Raw genomic sequence first — 16042 nt, 5'->3', positions numbered from 1 at the left:
CGAATGCTGTCGAGCATAGCGCCTCGATTTGAGCTTTCCTTGCACAGACCGCCAGAAAGAAATGAATAATTGTTCACCCTGTGGTGTTCACCTTTCATCGCCCCTGAGAATTGCCCATGAACACCCCAAACCTGAACGCGGCGACACGTTACGACCGCCTGACCATGAGCCTGCACTGGCTGAATGAACCTGTGGAGCATCGCCCATGAACACCCGTCTCGCTGTGTTAACCGTCCAGTTGCTGCTGGCGGTCGCCTTGTCCAGTTCGCTGGCGTTCGCCAATGGTGGTGGCGATGACGCCCCGGCAAGACCCAATTGCCCCAAAGGACAGGTCTTCGACTCCAGGTCGCAAAAATGCCTCAAGCAAACCAGCAGCCTGGTACCGGACGCCGACCGCACCGATTACGCTTATCGCCTGGCCAAGGACGGTCGCTACGAAGAGGCCTTGGCCCTGCTTGACACCCTCAAAGTGCCAAACACCGCCAAGGCTTTGAACTATCGCGGCTACGCTACGCGTAAACTGGGGCGCACCGACGAAGGCATCGGTTATTACCTGCAATCGGTCAAACTTGACCCGCACTACGCGCAAGTTCGCGAATACCTCGGCGAAGCGTATGTGATCAAAGGTCGGCTGGACCTCGCTCAGGAACAGTTGCAGCAGATCAAATCCATCTGCGGCAGCACCACCTGCGAGGAATACCAGGACCTGGCCGAAGCCATCAACGATTCATCGAAAACCTGAGACACCGAGCAGACGGAGGTCGCCATCGCCAGCGATCAGGCAATACGGGCAGAGCTGGGCCAGCACCTGGCGCGTTTATGGCGCTACGGCTTGCTGTTGTCCCGGCAACGGCATGTCGCCGAAGACCTGGTGCAGGCGACCTGCGTGCGGGCGCTCGAGCGAGCCGGGCAGTTTGTCCCGGGCACCCGCATGGACCGTTGGTTGCTGAGTATTCTGCATTCGATCTGGCTCAACGAAGTGCGCTCCCGAAGGGTGCGTCATGGACAGGGGCTGGTGGATGCCGACAACGCCTTGTCGTTCGACGGTGAATACGCGGCGCAAACCCATGTCCTCGCGGCTCAGGTGATCAGGCGCGTTGATGCTCTGCCCGAAGCCCAGCGCGAAACGGTGTTTCTCGCTTACGTCGAGGGCTTGTCCTACCGCGAAGTGGCCGACGTGCTGGAAGTTCCCATCGGCACTGTCATGAGTCGCCTGGCCGCTGCACGCGCGAAACTGGCCGAGTACCCGCCATTGCACACCGTGCCGAACCCTTCCACTGGAGAACGTCGATGAACGATCACGCACGCCCGACGGTACCCACGGATGAGCAACTGGTGGCCTACCTCGACGACCAGCTCGACAGCGAACAGCGCACCCGCATCGAAGCGGCCATTGCCGAGGACCCAACGCTCAACCTGCGCCTGCAATGGCTGGCCCGCAGCAGCCTGCCGTTCAAGGAGGCCTACGACGAGTTGGGTCGACAGGCACCTATGGACCGCTTGCAATCGATGCTCGACACCTTGCCTTCACCTGAACGCCCGGCCATGAATCGGCGCTGGTTTCTCGCGGCGGCCGCCGGATTGGTGGTGAGTGGCGTGCTGGCGGATCGGCTGTTCCTCGGCTGGCAGCTGAGCCAGCAAAAGGAAAACTGGCGCGGGCTGGTAGCCGAGTACATGTCGCTCTACGTGCCGCAAACCCTGGACCACTTGTCCACTGACGAAGCCAATCAGCGGGCGCAACTGCGGACCATTGATGCGCGTCTGGGCCTGAATCTCGTGCCGGCGCAACTGGCCCTGCCACGCTCCGAGCTCAAGCGCGCGCAAATCCTGGAGTACGACGGCGTCGCCATTGCCCAAATCACCTACCTGGACCCGGCGCACGGCCCCATGGCGCTGTGCGTCACCCGCTCCAACAGCGGCAGCCGGCATTTCGCCCAGGAGCGCCGGTACGGGATGAACATTGTCTATTGGGCTGACATGCAACATGCCTGGATGCTGATCGGGCATAACCCGGTGGCGGACCTGGAGGACATGGCGAAGTTGTTGAGAGGTCGGCTGAGCGCCTGATCCGTTTTGTCACTATGCTGGGTGTCTCATTTCCAAGGAGGAAAACCCACCCATGCCTATTTCTTCACGCACAGCCTTGCTGGTCATCGACGTCCAGAACGACTTCATCCCCGGCGGCCATCTACCGGTGCCTGAGGGCGACCGGATCGTCCCGCTGATCAACCGCCTCGGCGCCCGGTTTACCCAAGTCATCATCGCCCAGGACTGGCACCCGGCCGGACATGCGTCCTTCGCCTCCAGCCATCCGGGCCACGCACCTTATGACGTGATTCAACTGCCTTATGGCGAGCAGACGCTCTGGCCAGACCATTGCGTGCGAGCCACACCCGGTGCCGAGTTGCACAACGATCTGGACCTGCCCCACGCCCAACTGATCATCCGCAAGGGCTGCAACCCGGACATCGACAGTTACTCGGCGTTTCTGGAGGCGGACCGAACGACCACCACAGGCTTGGCCGGGTATTTGAAGGAACGCGGTGTCGACACGGTTTATCTGGTTGGGCTGGCACTCGATTTCTGTGTGATGTTCTCGGCGCTGGATGCGCGGGCGGCAGGGTTTAACGCGTTTGTGGTGCTGGATGCGTGTCGGGCGATTGATCTGGACGGCTCACTGGCCGCAGCGATCGAGCGGATGCAGGTGGCTGGGGTTGGGTTGATTGAATCCACCGAATTAATCGCCTGACACTGCACCCTGTGGTGAGGGGGCTTGCCCCCGTTGGGTCGCGAAGCGGCCCCCAGCATTCTGTCAGTCACACTGCACTGGCAGAATTTACGGCTGCTTCGCAGCCGAACAGGAGGCAAGCCCCCCGCCACAGAGACAGTGTCAGGTCGATTTGTTAATAATCCGTCTCATCAACTAATACTGCATGGTGAAGTTATCGAGAAACGAATCCCCTCCTCCATCCGTGATATCCATGATCTTTATTTTTTGATTAGCTGTACCAGCATAGTCAGCCCAAACTTGATACGCACCACCGTATGCAGGCGTGCTACGCGAGACAATTAATTGATTATTTTCATCGTAACACTGAACCGACGACGGAATTCCGGAGGAGTCCGCTATACCAAACCTCACACTTCTCGCGGCCGTTTTCAACGGTAAACCTAAGAGTTGCGCCAGGCGCTATATATAAATACTTCAAAGTGATAGGCGGGCCGTAAGCACTACCATCCGCGCCCAATTGCACATTCCCTCTCACTACCGTAACAGTCATGGCTGGAAAATCCATCACTGTACCGACGGGTTTAGCCCCCACAACGCCTGTTTCAAATCCCTCATGCAGCACTGGAGGAACAACTAATACATTCAGGCTCAACACAGGGAATAAAACCGGAGCAACCGGGCTGGCGGCTTGACCGAACAACACCCTCAAAGTCACCGTTAACGTGCTGTCATTCTTCAATCCCTGCAGTTTCCCCCGCGGCACCGGTACACTAAGCCCCGAGTTCATCTCCGCCTCCGTTACTTTATGTGCTTCCAGCAGCAGAATCACATACTCAGCGCCCGCGCTATCGATCCCGACACACTTCAGTTCAACTTCTTGCCCTTCCCGAATCCCCAACCACGGCAACACCTTCACCTCGGCATCACCTTCAAACTTACCCAAATCCAACACCTTGTCATCCGGCGCCTGAGGCACCTTCGGCGTTGGCAGTCTCGAATCCCCATCGGCAATTTTCTGCACCGTCAGCAATGTCGGTTTCGAGCGGGTCTTGATGCCGTTTCGCATCAGCTCCCACGGCAAGCGGATCACCGTGCCGTGTCGGGCAACCAGGTCTTCAATCGCCAGCGTGTTATTGACCCGGTTATTGGCATTGAATGCCTTGGCGGTAAATGTCGGCAGGCCGTTCGCCGTCACGGGGCGGGCAAAGAGTTGGCATTGGTCGCCCGTCTGCGCCTGGGCAAATTCGACGCGCGCAATTTGGCCAGCCAAACTGGCGAGCGGATCAACCACCAGTCCCGGTACACCCACAACCGTCACCAGTGGCAGATCGATCAGCGCCTCACCAATCACATCGACCCGAGTCGTGAAGGACCGGCCGACCTCTTTGCCCGCGCGCAGCAGCTTATATTTGAAGGTGGCTGAACCACCCACCGCTGCCACGAAGTGAGCGTGAGGTACCGACAGTTTGTAAATGAACGGCGCGCTGACCACGGTCTCTTTCAGAATTAACGCTTCGGATGCACCTGATGCCGTTTTGAATGTGCAGGTCAGTTCGATAACGTCATCGCGTTGCCAGGACCGCTGCGCATGCACTTGGGCAATCGCCGGCCTTCCTGCAAGCTTGCCCAAATCGATATTGTCCGGATCGTCCGAGGCATCGTTCGGGTCTTCGCTCACCAGCGGTGGTTCCAGCCAGATGCCGTTCAGGCTAACGAACAGTTCGAGGGCCGCCGACCAAAGTGCGTCCAGATCAACGCTGTTACCAATCCAGTCCCACACGGTATAGGTCAGAACGCATTTCGCAGTGTCACCGACCTCTTTGAACACCGCTTCCTCGATTCGTACCTGAACGGGGTCGCCGGATCTCGCCTCATCCTCGGTGACTACGTGGTCAATCGTTTCGCCCCCGCACCTCACGCGAATCTTGTCGAACGCTCTCGTTAAAGGATAAAACGCGGTACAAATCACCCCTTGCCGGGCCTGTTCAGGGTCTACCCCGTCGTCCAGCACGTTGGGCGGCAACACATTGATCGCCAGTTCCGAGTGCCACTCATGGTTACCTTCAAGGTCCTTGAGCCCTGGACGCAGCTTATGGAACCACGCCCTCAATGTCGTCGAAGAGTCGATATTCTCCGAGCCGCGCCGGACGGTGTAGTGGAGGGTATTGAGTCCGTCGAGCAGCGCTTTTACGGGCAGGTATAGGGTAAACAGCTTGTCCGTCGTGGACTCGACGATAGCCACATCCACCACAACGCCATTGAGGTAAAGATCGATGCTGTCTTCGGCCAATTGTTCCAGATAAGCGTCGACCAGTACTTTTACCCCTTGACCGGGATAGAGATAGGTCAGCGCCAGTGGGATCCCGCCGTGAGCGTTGATTGCGCCAGGCACAACAGCTTGCCAGCCTGGAATTCGTGGCGCGAATAGCGTCAGTACGGACATGTCGGTCATGGAAGCGCTCCCTGTCATTGGCAGCGTTCCGGGGATGGAAAAGGTGGAAAGCTGTGGAGGCTATGGAACATCCATGGCGCCTGTCTGGCTACTGTCAAATGTGACAGATCAGGCCGAAAACAGCCCGATAATCACTACCGTCCGTCGATTCGGGTGCTCTCGGTTCAAGCCGTAGCTGGCAACCACAAACGGAATCGCGCCCCACCCAGCGGCGACGCTTCGACGGTGAGCGTGCCGCCCTGAGCTTCCAACGCCCGACGACTGATTGCCAACCCCAGACCGAAGCCTCCCGTGGCCCGATCCCGACTGCGGTCCAGCCGATAAAACGGTTCGAAAATCCGCTCACGCTCCTCATCCGGAATACCGATCCCATCGTCGTCCACCCAGATTTCAGCCCCCTTGGCACACACCTGCACACCAATCTGAATGCGTTTTTCGCAGTAACGCATCGCATTGCGCAGCAGGTTCTGAATAGCGCGGGCAGTCAGCCTTGGGTCGAGGGTGAAGCGTTCGAGTTGTCCGTGCAGGAGCACATCGATAACGATGTCCGGGGATTCCAGTTCTTCGTCGACGCTACCGAGGATGCTGTCGATAAACTCATCCAGCGACACCTCGACCCGCTCCGGCAGCCGCGCCGGGTTTTGCAGGCGGCTGTAGGACAGCAGTTCCAGCACCAACTCATCGAGTTCGCGGATGTGTGCGACCAGACCTTGCAGACGCTCGCGGCTGGCGGCTGGCAAATCGTCGGACAGTGCCAGCGCAAGGCCGAAATCCAGTCGTGTCAGGGGCGTGCGCAATTCGTGAGAGACGGCATTGAGCAGGTCGCGCTGCTGGTTGAGCAGGTTCTCGATGTCGCCGGCCATGGTGTCGAAGACATTGGCCAGGCTGCCGATGTTGGAGCTTTGGGAAATCTGTGTGCGCTCGCTCAAGTGGCCCTTGCCGAAACGTTCAGCCGTACCTTTGAGGCGTTCCAGGTCGCGCCAGTGCGGGCGCAGCCACAGCAACAGGCAGGCGAGCATGGTCGCGCCGATCAGCACGTTGATGCTCCAGTACAACAGGCTGACGTCCATCGGGTCCGGCGGCACGACCATCTCCACCACCGTCCGCTCGTTCAGCGGCGACACCGCCAGGGTTCGCCAACCCCAGTCGCCGATGCGCACGACGTTCTCGCCGCGCTGCAGACGTTTGCGCTCATCAGGGGTGAAGTCAGCATCGTCGTTACCGGTCAGGACGATATGCAGCGGCTGGAATTCCTTGTCCATCTCCGCGGCCAATGCCGGCCATTGTTCCGGGGGCACGGCGTGAAACTGCTTGACGATGAGCGTTTGCAACCCGCGCGAATAATCGAGGTTGTAGGTGACAAAGCGCTCCTGGAAGACCTTGATCACCAGATCCGGCACCAGGTAGATCGCCGCGCTATACGAAACGATGGTCACCAGATACAGGCGAAACAGGATTCTGAACATCGACTCAGCATTCCCACTCGGAACGGCTGAACAGGTAACCCTTGCCCCACACGGTCTTGATCTTGCGCGCCTCGCCAGCGTGGTCGTCGAACTTGCGTCGCAGTTTGGAGATCGCAACGTCCACCGAGCGGTCGGTGCCATTGAATTCGATACCGCGCAGACGTTGCAGAATCTGGTCGCGGCTGAGCACTTCGCCGGCATGCCGAGCCAGCACCACCAGCAGGTTGTATTCGCCGCTGGACAGCTCGACCAATTGCTCGCGCCAGGTCACGGTGCGCTCGGACAGGTCGATGCACAGATTGCCCATCAGAATGCGGTCGTTGGCCGTCTGCGGTTCAGTCAGGCTGCTGCGACGCAACAACGTCCGCACCCGGGCCAGCAACACGCGCGGTTCGCAGGGTTTGGTGACGTAGTCGTCGGCACCCATTTCCAGGCCCAGCACCTGATCGTGACTGTCGTCGCGGGCGGTGAGCATCAGGATCGGCAACGTGGCCGAATCGGCGCGCAGCAAGCGGCAGACTTGCAGGCCATCGAGCCCCGGCAGCATCAGGTCGAGGATCACCAGGTCCGGCGGATTAACCCGCGCACGTTCGCGCACATGGTCACCACGGCTGATCACGCTGACGCTATAGCCGTTGCGTTCCAGGTAACTGGCAATCAATTCGGAGAGCGCGGTGTCGTCTTCGACCAGGAGGATGTTGGGCATGGGGTGTTTCCAGAAAGTGCTGTGGTGCCTGATCCGGCCTCTTCGCGAGCAAGCCCGCTCCCACAGGGGAATGCATTTCAAATGTGGGAGCGGGCTTGCTCGCGAAGGCGGCCTGGCAGGCGCAAACGTAATCAAGTTGCGAAGGATATACGCCCTCGCCCGTGCCTGAGTAAAACCCTTACACAATTTCACACAGCGCCTACAAAGCTTCACCGCTACCCTCGTCGCCTCCCCGTAGGATGCTGGGGGTCATTATTGGGGTATTACATGTCAAAGAATCTGCTTGCCAGGCTCAGCCTGATTGCACTGGCGGTGACGCTGAGCGCTTGTGACAAGGCCTCGACGGCCGAAGAACAGGCGCCTCTGGCCACGGTTCGGATCGAAACCATCCAGGCCAGCCCCCTGTCGATCACCAGTGAACTGAGCGGGCGGATTGCTGCGCCACGGATTGCCGAAGTCCGCGCCCGGGTTGCCGGGGTGGTGTTGCAACGGGCGTTCCGTGAAGGCAGTGATGTGAAAAAAGGCGAAGTGTTGTTCCGTATCGACCCGGCGCCGTTCAAGGCTGACCTGGACAGCGCCGAAGCGGCGCTGCGCAAGGCCGAGGCCAATGCGTTCCAGGCGCGCCTGCAAGAGCAGCGTTACGCGCAGTTGATCGAAGGCAATGCCATCAGCGGCCAGGATTATGACAACGCCCGGGCCAGTGCCCGGCAAACCGCTGCCGACGTCGCCGCGAACAAAGCCGCCGTGGAACGAGCGAAACTCAACCTGGGTTACGCCACCGTCACGGCGCCGATTTCCGGGCGCATCGGCCGCGCATTGGTGACCGAAGGCGCACTGGTCGGGCAGAACGAAACCACACCGCTGGCATTGATTCAGCAACTGAACCCGATTCACGCCGACCTCACCCAATCGACCCGCGAACTCAACGACCTGCGCCGGGCGTTCCGTTCCGGCCAGTTGCAGCAGGTCGGTCAGGACCAGGCCAAAGCCACGCTGATCCAGGACGACGGCAGTCTCTATCCGTTGCCGGGCAAGTTGCTGTTCGCCGACATCACCGTCGACCCGGGCACCGGCCAGATCATTCTGCGCAGCGAATTCCCCAACCCGGACCTCGATTTGCTGCCGGGCAGCTTCGTGCGTGTGCGTCTGGAGCAAGCGGTCATTCAGCAAGGCATCAGCGTGCCGCAACGGGCCATCCAGCGTGACAGCGCCGGCATCGCCCAAGTGCTGTTGCTCGACGCCGAACAACGGGTCGGCCAGCAACCGGTCGAACTGGGCGCCGTGCAGAACGATCGCTGGATCGTCACCGGCGGCCTCAAGCCCGGTGATCGCATCGTCACCGAAGGCCTGCAGCACGCCCGCCCCGGCGAAAAAGTGCAGATCGACGACACCCCTCTTCCACTTGCCCAGGCTCCTGGTCAGTAAGCAGGACGCTTCTTTATGCCGCAGTTCTTTATCGATCGCCCGGTGTTCGCCTGGGTGGTCGCCCTGTTCATCCTGTTGGCCGGCGCCCTGGCCATTCCACAGTTGCCGGTGGCGCAATACCCCAACGTCGCGCCGCCGAAAGTCGAAATCTACGCCGTGTACCCGGGCGCTTCCGCGCAAACCGTGGACGAAAGCGTGGTCAGTCTGATCGAGGAAGAACTCAACGGCGCTGACCATCTGCTGTATTTCGAATCCCAAAGCAGCCTCGGCAGCGCCACCATCACCGCGACGTTCCAGCCGGGCACTGACCCGGAAATGGCTCAGGTCGATGTGCAAAACCGCCTGAAAGTGGTCGAGTCGCGTCTGCCTCAAGCGGTGACACAGCAGGGTTTGCAGGTGGAGAAAGTCTCCGCCGGTTTCCTGCTGCTGATCACCCTCACCTCCAGTGACGGCAAGCTCGACGACGTGGCGCTCAGCGATTACCTGGCGCGCAACGTGATGAACGAGATCAAACGTCTGGACGGCGTCGGCAAGGCACAGTTGTATGGCGCCGAACGGGCGATGCGGATCTGGATCGACCCGCAAAAGCTGATCGGTTTCAACTTGACCCCGGCTGACGTCAACGCCGCCATCGTCGCGCAGAACGCTCAAGTCTCGGCCGGCAGCATCGGCGATTTGCCGACCCGCACCACCCAGGAAATCACCGCGACCATTCTGGTCAAAGGCCAGTTGTCGACGCCGGAAGAATTCGCCGACATCGTCCTGAAAGCCAATCCTGACGGCTCAACTGTGCGCATCAAAGACGTGGCGCGCGTCGAGATCGGCAGTCAGGAATATCAGTTCTCCACGCGCCTCAACGGCAAACCGTCGACCGCCGTCAGCGTGCAATTGGCGCCGGGCGCTAATGCTCTGAGCACTGCCACGTTGGTGCGGGCAAAGATGGACGAACTGGCGCGCTACTTCCCGGCTGGCGTGGAATACAAGATCCCGTACGACACCTCGCCTTTCGTCAAAGTCTCGATCACCAAGGTGGTTTACACCCTTGGCGAGGCGATGTTGCTGGTGTTCGCGGTGATGTTCCTGTTCCTGCAAAACATCCGCTACACGCTGATTCCAACCCTCGTCGTGCCGGTGGCGCTGATGGGCACCTTTGCGACCATGTTGGCGCTGGGGTTCTCAATCAACGTACTGACCATGTTCGGCATGGTGCTGGCGATCGGCATCCTGGTGGATGACGCGATTGTGGTGGTGGAGAACGTCGAGCGGATCATGGCCACGGAAGGCCTGTCGCCCAAAGAGGCAACGCGCAAGGCGATGAAGCAGATCACCGGGGCAATCATCGGCATCACGCTGGTGTTGGTCGCGGTGTTCATTCCGATGGCGTTCATGCAGGGGTCGGTCGGGGTGATTTACCGGCAGTTCTCCTTGTCGATGGCGACTTCGATTCTGTTCTCGGCGTTCCTCGCCCTGACCTTGACTCCCGCGTTGTGCGCGACGCTGCTCAAGCCGATTGCCAAGGGCGAGCATCACGAGAAGCGCGGGTTCTTCGGCTGGTTCAACCGGCGTTTCGAGCAACTGACCGAGCGCTATCAAGGCTGGGTCGCCTATGCGCTTAAACGCACGGGCCGTTACTTGCTGATCTACGGCGTGCTGCTGATCGGATTGGGCGTGTGCTTCAGTCGACTGCCCTCCTCGTTCCTGCCGGTCGAGGATCAGGGTTACACCATCACCGACATTCAACTGCCACCGGGCGCGAGCAAGAACCGCACGGTGCAGGTGGTCGAGCAGATCGAAGCCCACAACGCCACTGAACCCGGCGTCGGCGACAGCACGGTGATTCTCGGCTTCAGCTTCTCCGGTAGTGGGCAGAACGCCGCGTTGGCGTTTACCACGCTCAAGGACTGGTCTGATCGAGGCAGCGACGACTCGGCCAGTTCGATTGCCGATCGCGCCAACATCGCGTTGAGCCAGATCAAGGATGCCGTGGCGTTTGCGGTACTGCCGCCGCCGGTGGATGGCCTTGGTACCTCCAGCGGTTTCGAGTTCCGCCTGCAGGACCGTGGCGGTCTTGGCCATGCCACGCTGATGCAGGCGCGCAGTGAATTGCTCGCTGCCGCCGAGAAAAGTCCGATCCTGATGAACGTGCGCGAAAGCGCCCTGGCCGAAGCGCCGCAGGTGCAACTGGAAGTCGACCGCAAACAGGCCAACGCACTGGGTGTTTCCTTTGCCGACATTGGCAACGTGCTGTCCACCGCCGTCGGTTCGGCCTACATCAACGACTTCCCCAATCAGGGGCGGATGCAGCGTGTGGTGGTTCAGGCGGAAGGCGATCAGCGCAGTCAGGTCGCCGATCTGCTGAAGATTCACGTGCGTAACAGCGCCGGGAAAATGGTGCCGTTGTCGGCCTTCGTCCAGGCCAAGTGGACTCAGGGCCCGGCGCAGTTGACGCGTTACAACGGCTACCCGGCGATCAGCATTTCCGGTGAACCGTCGCCCGGTCACAGCACTGGCGACGCCATGGCTGAAGTCGAGCGGTTGGTTGCACTTGGCCCGGCGGGATTGGGGCAGGAATGGACCGGGTTATCGTTGCAAGAACGCTTATCCGGCAGTCAGGCACCGATCCTGCTCGGTTTGTCCTTGCTGATCGTGTTCCTGTGTCTGGCCGCGTTGTATGAGAGCTGGTCGATTCCGACCTCGGTGCTGTTAGTGGTGCCGCTCGGCGTGCTCGGCGCGGTACTGGCCGTGACTTTTCGCGGGATGCCCAACGACGTGTTTTTCAAGGTCGGATTGATCACCATCATCGGGCTGTCGGCGAAGAACGCGATCCTGATCATCGAATTCGCCAAGAGCTTGTACGACGAAGGCCACGACTTGATCGACGCCACGCTGCAAGCCGCGCGTCTGCGACTGCGGCCGATTGTGATGACGTCGCTGGCGTTCATTCTGGGTGTGGTGCCGTTGGCGATTGCCACCGGGGCCAGTTCGGCGAGCCAGCAGGCCATTGGCACCGGGGTGATTGGCGGGATGATCACGGCGACGCTGGCGGTGGTGTTTGTGCCGGTGTTTTTTGTGGTGGTGATGAAACTGGTCCGCAAGCGGCATAAAGACCTCTAACCAACAACACCGGCCTAATGTGGGAGCGAGCCTGCTCGCGATAGCGGTGTAACCGTCAACATGGATGTTGAATGTTACGACCTCATCGCGAGCAGGCTCGCTCCCACAGGATCAGCGTTTGCCTGATCGTTTGTGGTCACACCCGACCGCGCTGGGCTAAGGTGATTGCAAAGCCCTGACGCATCGAGTTCACATGCCTTTCCTCGCCCGCACCCACCCTCGCCTGTCCGCCGCTGCCACCCTCGGCGTCGCGGTGGGCATTCTGGCGCCGGCCGACTCGATCATCAGCAAGATCCTCTTCGGCTGGAATGCCGGAGTCTGGACTTACCTGATCCTGATGTTCTGGCTCACCGCCCGCGCCAAAGCGCCGGATGTGAAACGCATTGCCGAGGTCGAAGACGAAAACGCCGGGCTGGTGCTGTTTGTTGTATGCATCGCTGCGATAGCGAGCCTGGCGACCATCGCCTTTGAACTGGCTGGCGGCAGAGACCTGGAAACGACCCGCAAGCTGTTACACTACGGCTTTACCGCGTTGACCGTGATCGGTTCATGGCTGTTGATCGGGGTGATTTTCAGCGTGCACTACGCCCGCCTGTTCTACACCTGGGGCGGCAAAGACCCGGCACTTCGTTTTGCTGAAGGCCTGACAACGCCCAATTACTGGGACTTCCTGTATTTCTCTTTCACCATCAGTGCGGCGGTGCAGACGTCCGATGTTGGCGTGGCGACTCGGGATTTGCGCAAGATTGTCCTGGCGCAGTCGCTGATCGGCTTTCTGTTCAACACGGCCATTCTCGGGTTTTCGATCAACATCGCGGCGGGACTGTTCAACTGATGGTTGCACAACCTTCTAGCTATGGTTTGACACCGCGATGTATCGCAAGCGCTGCTCAAAATTTTCCAGCCGTGTAATCTGCGCTTGATGAAAATCCTATTGCTTTCGACATGGCCAGGATTGTGGTTTTGATTCATATAAGTACATTCAATAGGCCGAATAAGGCACTCACATTATGCCCCTCCTGTAAACTGTCAAGTTTTACAGTTTACAAGCTGGTTGACTTCGCATTTTATAGGCTAATCCCGCCTGTTGTATCCAAAGGCGAGATATCACTTGTCATGACAGCGGAGACTGATCAATGAACGCATTTGCGAAAGCGGTAATTCAACCCAAGTTGCTGGGAAACTGCAAAGGTACGATCAATGCATCAGAAACATTTGATGCCGGCCTGGTAGAGCTTTTCGACGCTATCTACCCCCCTCCTCACAGCGAAGCGTATGTCATGCTCGCTACCCAACGAGCACCCGGGCCGGATTACACGACAAAAGAACTAAAAATTTCATTCTCCAAGGGTTTTCCCGATAGTAATTATGGACTGTATCCGGATTTCCATACAGTTCGGGTGCTTTTCATTGACAGCTCGGTTCCGACTAAACCGGTTGTTTATACACAGGCACAGGGTATCGCAAGGGTTAAATACGACACATCCACTTCGACTTTTTCTGGAGAAATCAGCGTCTTACTCGAGAATCTAGACGAAGACACCCGCAGGACACTGGATGTGAAAGTTGACTTCGAAGCGCATCAACACGCACCGGCAAGAAGAAACCCACGGCGCCCTTCATCAAGAGCAGAACGATGCTGATCGGTTAAAGAAGAACAATTAAAAAGGAAGCCGAGGGCTTCCTTTTTAATTAACTCATTAGCTTCATATTAAAACGCGTAGCGAAAACCTAATGTCAATCCGCCCGACTGCCTAAAGTTTTTACCATCGCTATACTCGTAATCCGCATGCATCTGAAGATTATTTGTCATTGATACTGCAATCCCTGCCCCCAGCAATGTTCGCGCGCCGGAAAGATCGTTTTTGAATACGTTGTCATTAACGCGCACTTCGTTATTTTTTTCGAACTCATTAGCGCCGGAGACACGCAGATAAGGTTGCAACTGGATATCGCTGCTCATTTTAAAGTTTCGGCCCGCCGTCATCCCGACCTCGCCCAGCAGCGACCGCGCACGACCACCATCAGCCTGTAAATCATTATCAAGAGAAAAGTGTTTGCCCTGAATGACGACGGTGGACCACTTCGTGAATGGCTCAATGAAATAACCATCGTCAAGTTTGATATGACGGCCGAACTCGACAGATCCGCCCACACCAGTGTTGTCATAGTCACCTTTGGCTCGGGCTCCATCGCTCAGGCTGACTTTGGCATCGTTTCGAAACCGGTTCACCTTGAGAACACCATCCAGATAGTAACCGCTGGCGGCGTCGAGCCAGGTGGCATACGTACCGAGGTAATAACTGTCGACCGTACCCGATGTACCAGCGTCCAAGTCGAGGTCAGATGTACTGTTGCCACCTAGAATTCCTACCAGCCATTCGCCATCACCTATTTGCAGCCGCGTATCCGCCCCCAATGTGAACCCTCGTTGAGTTTGCTGGTAACCCGTGCCGGAACCATCGGCAATCTCATACTTATTACCATAGGTTCGTCCCCAGGCTCCGCCCTGCCCACCATTGAAACGCAACTCTCCCATTCGAGTGCGCAACGAGGTCAGCTCTCCGTACCAGGTGGGCAACGGTGTGTTGAACAGCGCAAGTACCGAACGTGCTCCAGGGCTTACGATGCGGGTGCTCGGATCCAGAATCCAATCGTTGCCGCTTTTCGCCAGGGCGTAAGAATAGGCGCCCTGATCCACGTTGTTGGGCAGAGTGAATTGCGCGTCTCCACCGACGGTTTTTACGACGGTGATCGGCTGTCCGGCGGGTGGTTCAGTACCGCTGCTGGCAATCAACAACTCATGTGATCCGCTAGCTGTTCCCGTGACATTCAACAGGTCAGTCTGCCCCGTGGCGAGATCTGTACCCATGATAAATCGACCGTTCCCTGACAGATCGGTCACGTTCAATTGATAGAAAGCAGTATTGTCTCCGAACTTCACCGACCCGCCATTTAGCACGAGTTTGTCAACCTGACTGTTGTCAACCAGTGCCCACTGCGAGGTGTCGCTAATGGTCGCGCTGGCGACATTCACCAGACGCCCGGTGAGAGAAGAGTTATTTTGCAGCGTGAGGTCAGTTGTACTGCCGGTTTCGGTAACGATGTTGCCGCTCAAAGTGCTGGCATTGACGGTCATTAACGTTGTGGCGCCGCCCTTGACCTCAAGCAGAGTGTCGTTGCCCGCCAGCAGTCTGGAGTTATTCAGGGTCAAAGTGGCCGTGGAAGCTACGACGTTGTCGAAATCCACCACAATAGCGGATCCGGTTTTGCCTTGAACCGTGGTGTTATCCAGATTCAGAGTCGCCGGTGCCACGCCGGTCACATCAAGCTCAATGAACACTCCGTTCTGCCCACCAGTGATCGTGCTGTTTTTGGCAACCGCATCGGCACTTTGCAACCACAGTCCGTAACCGGTAGAGGCTGTGCCTTCCAGAACGGAGTCGGTGATATTGACAAGGCTGTGGGAAGTTGCAAATGCGCCGGCATCCACACCGGTGACGGTGCTGTTACCCGTAACATTGACAATGGAACCGTCCTGAGTACCGAAGGTCCGCACGGCGGACAAACCGAAAAAATCGCCACTGATTGTACTGCTGCTGACGTTGGCCCGACTGGAAACCAACTGCAGTCCCGACTGCCCGTTCGTCCCCGTTACTGTGGCGCTGATGAGATTCACAGTCGAATTGTTACTGGCGATAATGGCCTGAGTACTGCTGCCGGCGTTGACATTTACCGTCGAACTGTCGGCATCAATAGCAAGGGAGACTGCATTATTGACGTTCAATGTTGCGCTTTGGCTCAAGAACCAACTTTCAACTGCGTCACCATTGTTAACAGTGACGGTGCCCCCTACGACCGGCGCAGCATTGGCGAGGGTAGCAAACATTAAGAACGGGACACACAACGTAGCCTTCGTGAAGGGCGGAGAAAGGAGTGACCTGGAGGGGTAATGCATAAATGGACACCTGCATCGAAAATACTTAATCGAAATTTGAGGGTGGCCGTAAACATGCACGACCCTACCGTTGAAGGTCCGCTAGGCTATCGAGTAACTACGCATTGTTATGTAGGACTTTTCTTTATGTTCAGGGGGATAAATCCTGCAAAACCCGCTACTACAAAATGTTAAATACTCAAACGCAGTG

Annotated in this window: 12 protein-coding genes; 8 read left to right on the top strand and 4 right to left on the bottom strand. The window is 58.2% G+C overall.

The window, feature by feature from the left end:
* Positions 1-205 precede the first annotated feature (205 nt).
* From ACMXYJ_RS17035 to pncA, 4 genes are read left to right on the top strand one after another with little or no spacing between them, the layout of a single operon-like run.
* Positions 206-742 carry a tetratricopeptide repeat protein gene (locus tag ACMXYJ_RS17035; protein WP_415756097.1) on the top strand — a complete coding sequence of 179 codons (537 nt, stop codon included), beginning with the start codon at positions 206-208 and terminating at the stop codon, positions 740-742.
* 54 nt (positions 743-796) lie between these two features.
* A complete protein-coding gene (locus tag ACMXYJ_RS17030; RefSeq protein ID WP_415760747.1) occupies positions 797-1294 on the top strand; it encodes an RNA polymerase sigma factor in 498 nt (165 codons plus the stop codon).
* Complete coding sequence (locus ACMXYJ_RS17025) at positions 1291-2067, top strand: anti-sigma factor family protein (protein ID WP_415756096.1); 777 nt, start codon at positions 1291-1293, stop codon at positions 2065-2067. The genes ACMXYJ_RS17030 and ACMXYJ_RS17025 overlap by 4 nt, the downstream gene beginning before the upstream one ends.
* 52 nt (positions 2068-2119) lie before the next feature.
* On the top strand, positions 2120-2749 hold the full coding sequence (pncA, locus tag ACMXYJ_RS17020) for a bifunctional nicotinamidase/pyrazinamidase (RefSeq protein WP_415756095.1): 630 nt from the start codon (positions 2120-2122) through the stop codon (positions 2747-2749).
* Positions 2750-3083: 334 nt separating this feature from the next.
* Here the strand turns inward: pncA and ACMXYJ_RS17015 are convergent, their stop codons facing one another.
* From ACMXYJ_RS17015 to ACMXYJ_RS17005, 3 genes are all read right to left on the bottom strand, one after another.
* Positions 3084-5183, bottom strand: coding sequence for a hypothetical protein (locus ACMXYJ_RS17015; protein ID WP_415756094.1), 2100 nt, complete (start codon positions 5181-5183; stop codon positions 3084-3086).
* A gap of 164 nt (positions 5184-5347) precedes the next feature.
* Positions 5348-6649: an ATP-binding protein gene (locus tag ACMXYJ_RS17010; protein ID WP_415756093.1), complete on the bottom strand. Its 1302-nt coding sequence runs from the start codon at positions 6647-6649 to the stop codon at positions 5348-5350.
* Between the two features lie 4 nt (positions 6650-6653).
* A complete protein-coding gene (locus tag ACMXYJ_RS17005; RefSeq protein ID WP_008155184.1) occupies positions 6654-7355 on the bottom strand; it encodes a response regulator transcription factor in 702 nt (233 codons plus the stop codon).
* Between the two features lie 267 nt (positions 7356-7622).
* Here ACMXYJ_RS17005 and ACMXYJ_RS17000 point away from each other — a divergent pair, with 267 nt between their 5' ends.
* The 4 genes from ACMXYJ_RS17000 (at position 7623) to ACMXYJ_RS16985 (ending at position 13537) form a co-directional block, all read left to right on the top strand.
* Positions 7623-8780: an efflux RND transporter periplasmic adaptor subunit gene (locus ACMXYJ_RS17000; protein ID WP_415756092.1), complete on the top strand. Its 1158-nt coding sequence runs from the start codon at positions 7623-7625 to the stop codon at positions 8778-8780.
* 15 nt (positions 8781-8795) lie between these two features.
* Positions 8796-11894, top strand: a complete 3099-nt coding sequence (locus ACMXYJ_RS16995; protein WP_415756091.1) for a multidrug efflux RND transporter permease subunit — start codon at positions 8796-8798, stop codon at positions 11892-11894.
* A 193-nt stretch (positions 11895-12087) separates the two neighbouring features.
* Entirely contained in the window at positions 12088-12729 is a 642-nt protein-coding gene (locus ACMXYJ_RS16990) for a DUF1345 domain-containing protein (RefSeq protein WP_415756090.1), read from the top strand.
* 301 nt (positions 12730-13030) lie between these two features.
* On the top strand, positions 13031-13537 hold the full coding sequence (locus ACMXYJ_RS16985; protein ID WP_415756089.1) for a hypothetical protein: 507 nt from the start codon (positions 13031-13033) through the stop codon (positions 13535-13537).
* Positions 13538-13605: 68 nt separating this feature from the next.
* On the opposite strand, the gene ACMXYJ_RS16980 is transcribed toward ACMXYJ_RS16985, so the two are convergent.
* The gene (locus tag ACMXYJ_RS16980; protein ID WP_415756088.1) at positions 13606-15801 is read right to left on the bottom strand and encodes an autotransporter outer membrane beta-barrel domain-containing protein; all 2196 of its coding nucleotides are present in this window, start codon (positions 15799-15801) and stop codon (positions 13606-13608) included.
* Positions 15802-16042: the final 241 nt, after the last annotated feature.

The sequence above is a fragment of the Pseudomonas arabinosi genome (genome assembly GCF_047758675.1).
In the GTDB taxonomy this organism is placed as follows: domain Bacteria; phylum Pseudomonadota; class Gammaproteobacteria; order Pseudomonadales; family Pseudomonadaceae; genus Aquipseudomonas; species Aquipseudomonas arabinosi.
The sequence above is the reverse complement of the archived record's forward strand: the minus strand, read 5'-3'. Positions and strand labels throughout refer to the sequence as shown.

What these genes read in the sequence shown, in the direction of transcription:
- ACMXYJ_RS16995 (WP_415756091.1), top strand. Translation starts at nt 8,796, where the DNA reads ATGCCGCAGTTCTTTATCGATCGCCCGGTGTTCGCCTGGGTGGTCGCC.
- pncA (WP_415756095.1), top strand. Translation starts at nt 2,120, where the DNA reads ATGCCTATTTCTTCACGCACAGCCTTGCTGGTCATCGACGTCCAGAAC.
- ACMXYJ_RS17005 (WP_008155184.1), bottom strand. Translation starts at nt 7,355, where the DNA reads ATGCCCAACATCCTCCTGGTCGAAGACGACACCGCGCTCTCCGAATTG.
- ACMXYJ_RS17025 (WP_415756096.1), top strand. Translation starts at nt 1,291, where the DNA reads ATGAACGATCACGCACGCCCGACGGTACCCACGGATGAGCAACTGGTG.
- ACMXYJ_RS17015 (WP_415756094.1), bottom strand. Translation starts at nt 5,183, where the DNA reads ATGACCGACATGTCCGTACTGACGCTATTCGCGCCACGAATTCCAGGC.
- ACMXYJ_RS16985 (WP_415756089.1), top strand. Translation starts at nt 13,031, where the DNA reads ATGAACGCATTTGCGAAAGCGGTAATTCAACCCAAGTTGCTGGGAAAC.
- ACMXYJ_RS17010 (WP_415756093.1), bottom strand. Translation starts at nt 6,649, where the DNA reads ATGTTCAGAATCCTGTTTCGCCTGTATCTGGTGACCATCGTTTCGTAT.
- ACMXYJ_RS17000 (WP_415756092.1), top strand. Translation starts at nt 7,623, where the DNA reads ATGTCAAAGAATCTGCTTGCCAGGCTCAGCCTGATTGCACTGGCGGTG.
- ACMXYJ_RS16990 (WP_415756090.1), top strand. Translation starts at nt 12,088, where the DNA reads ATGCCTTTCCTCGCCCGCACCCACCCTCGCCTGTCCGCCGCTGCCACC.
- ACMXYJ_RS17035 (WP_415756097.1), top strand. Translation starts at nt 206, where the DNA reads ATGAACACCCGTCTCGCTGTGTTAACCGTCCAGTTGCTGCTGGCGGTC.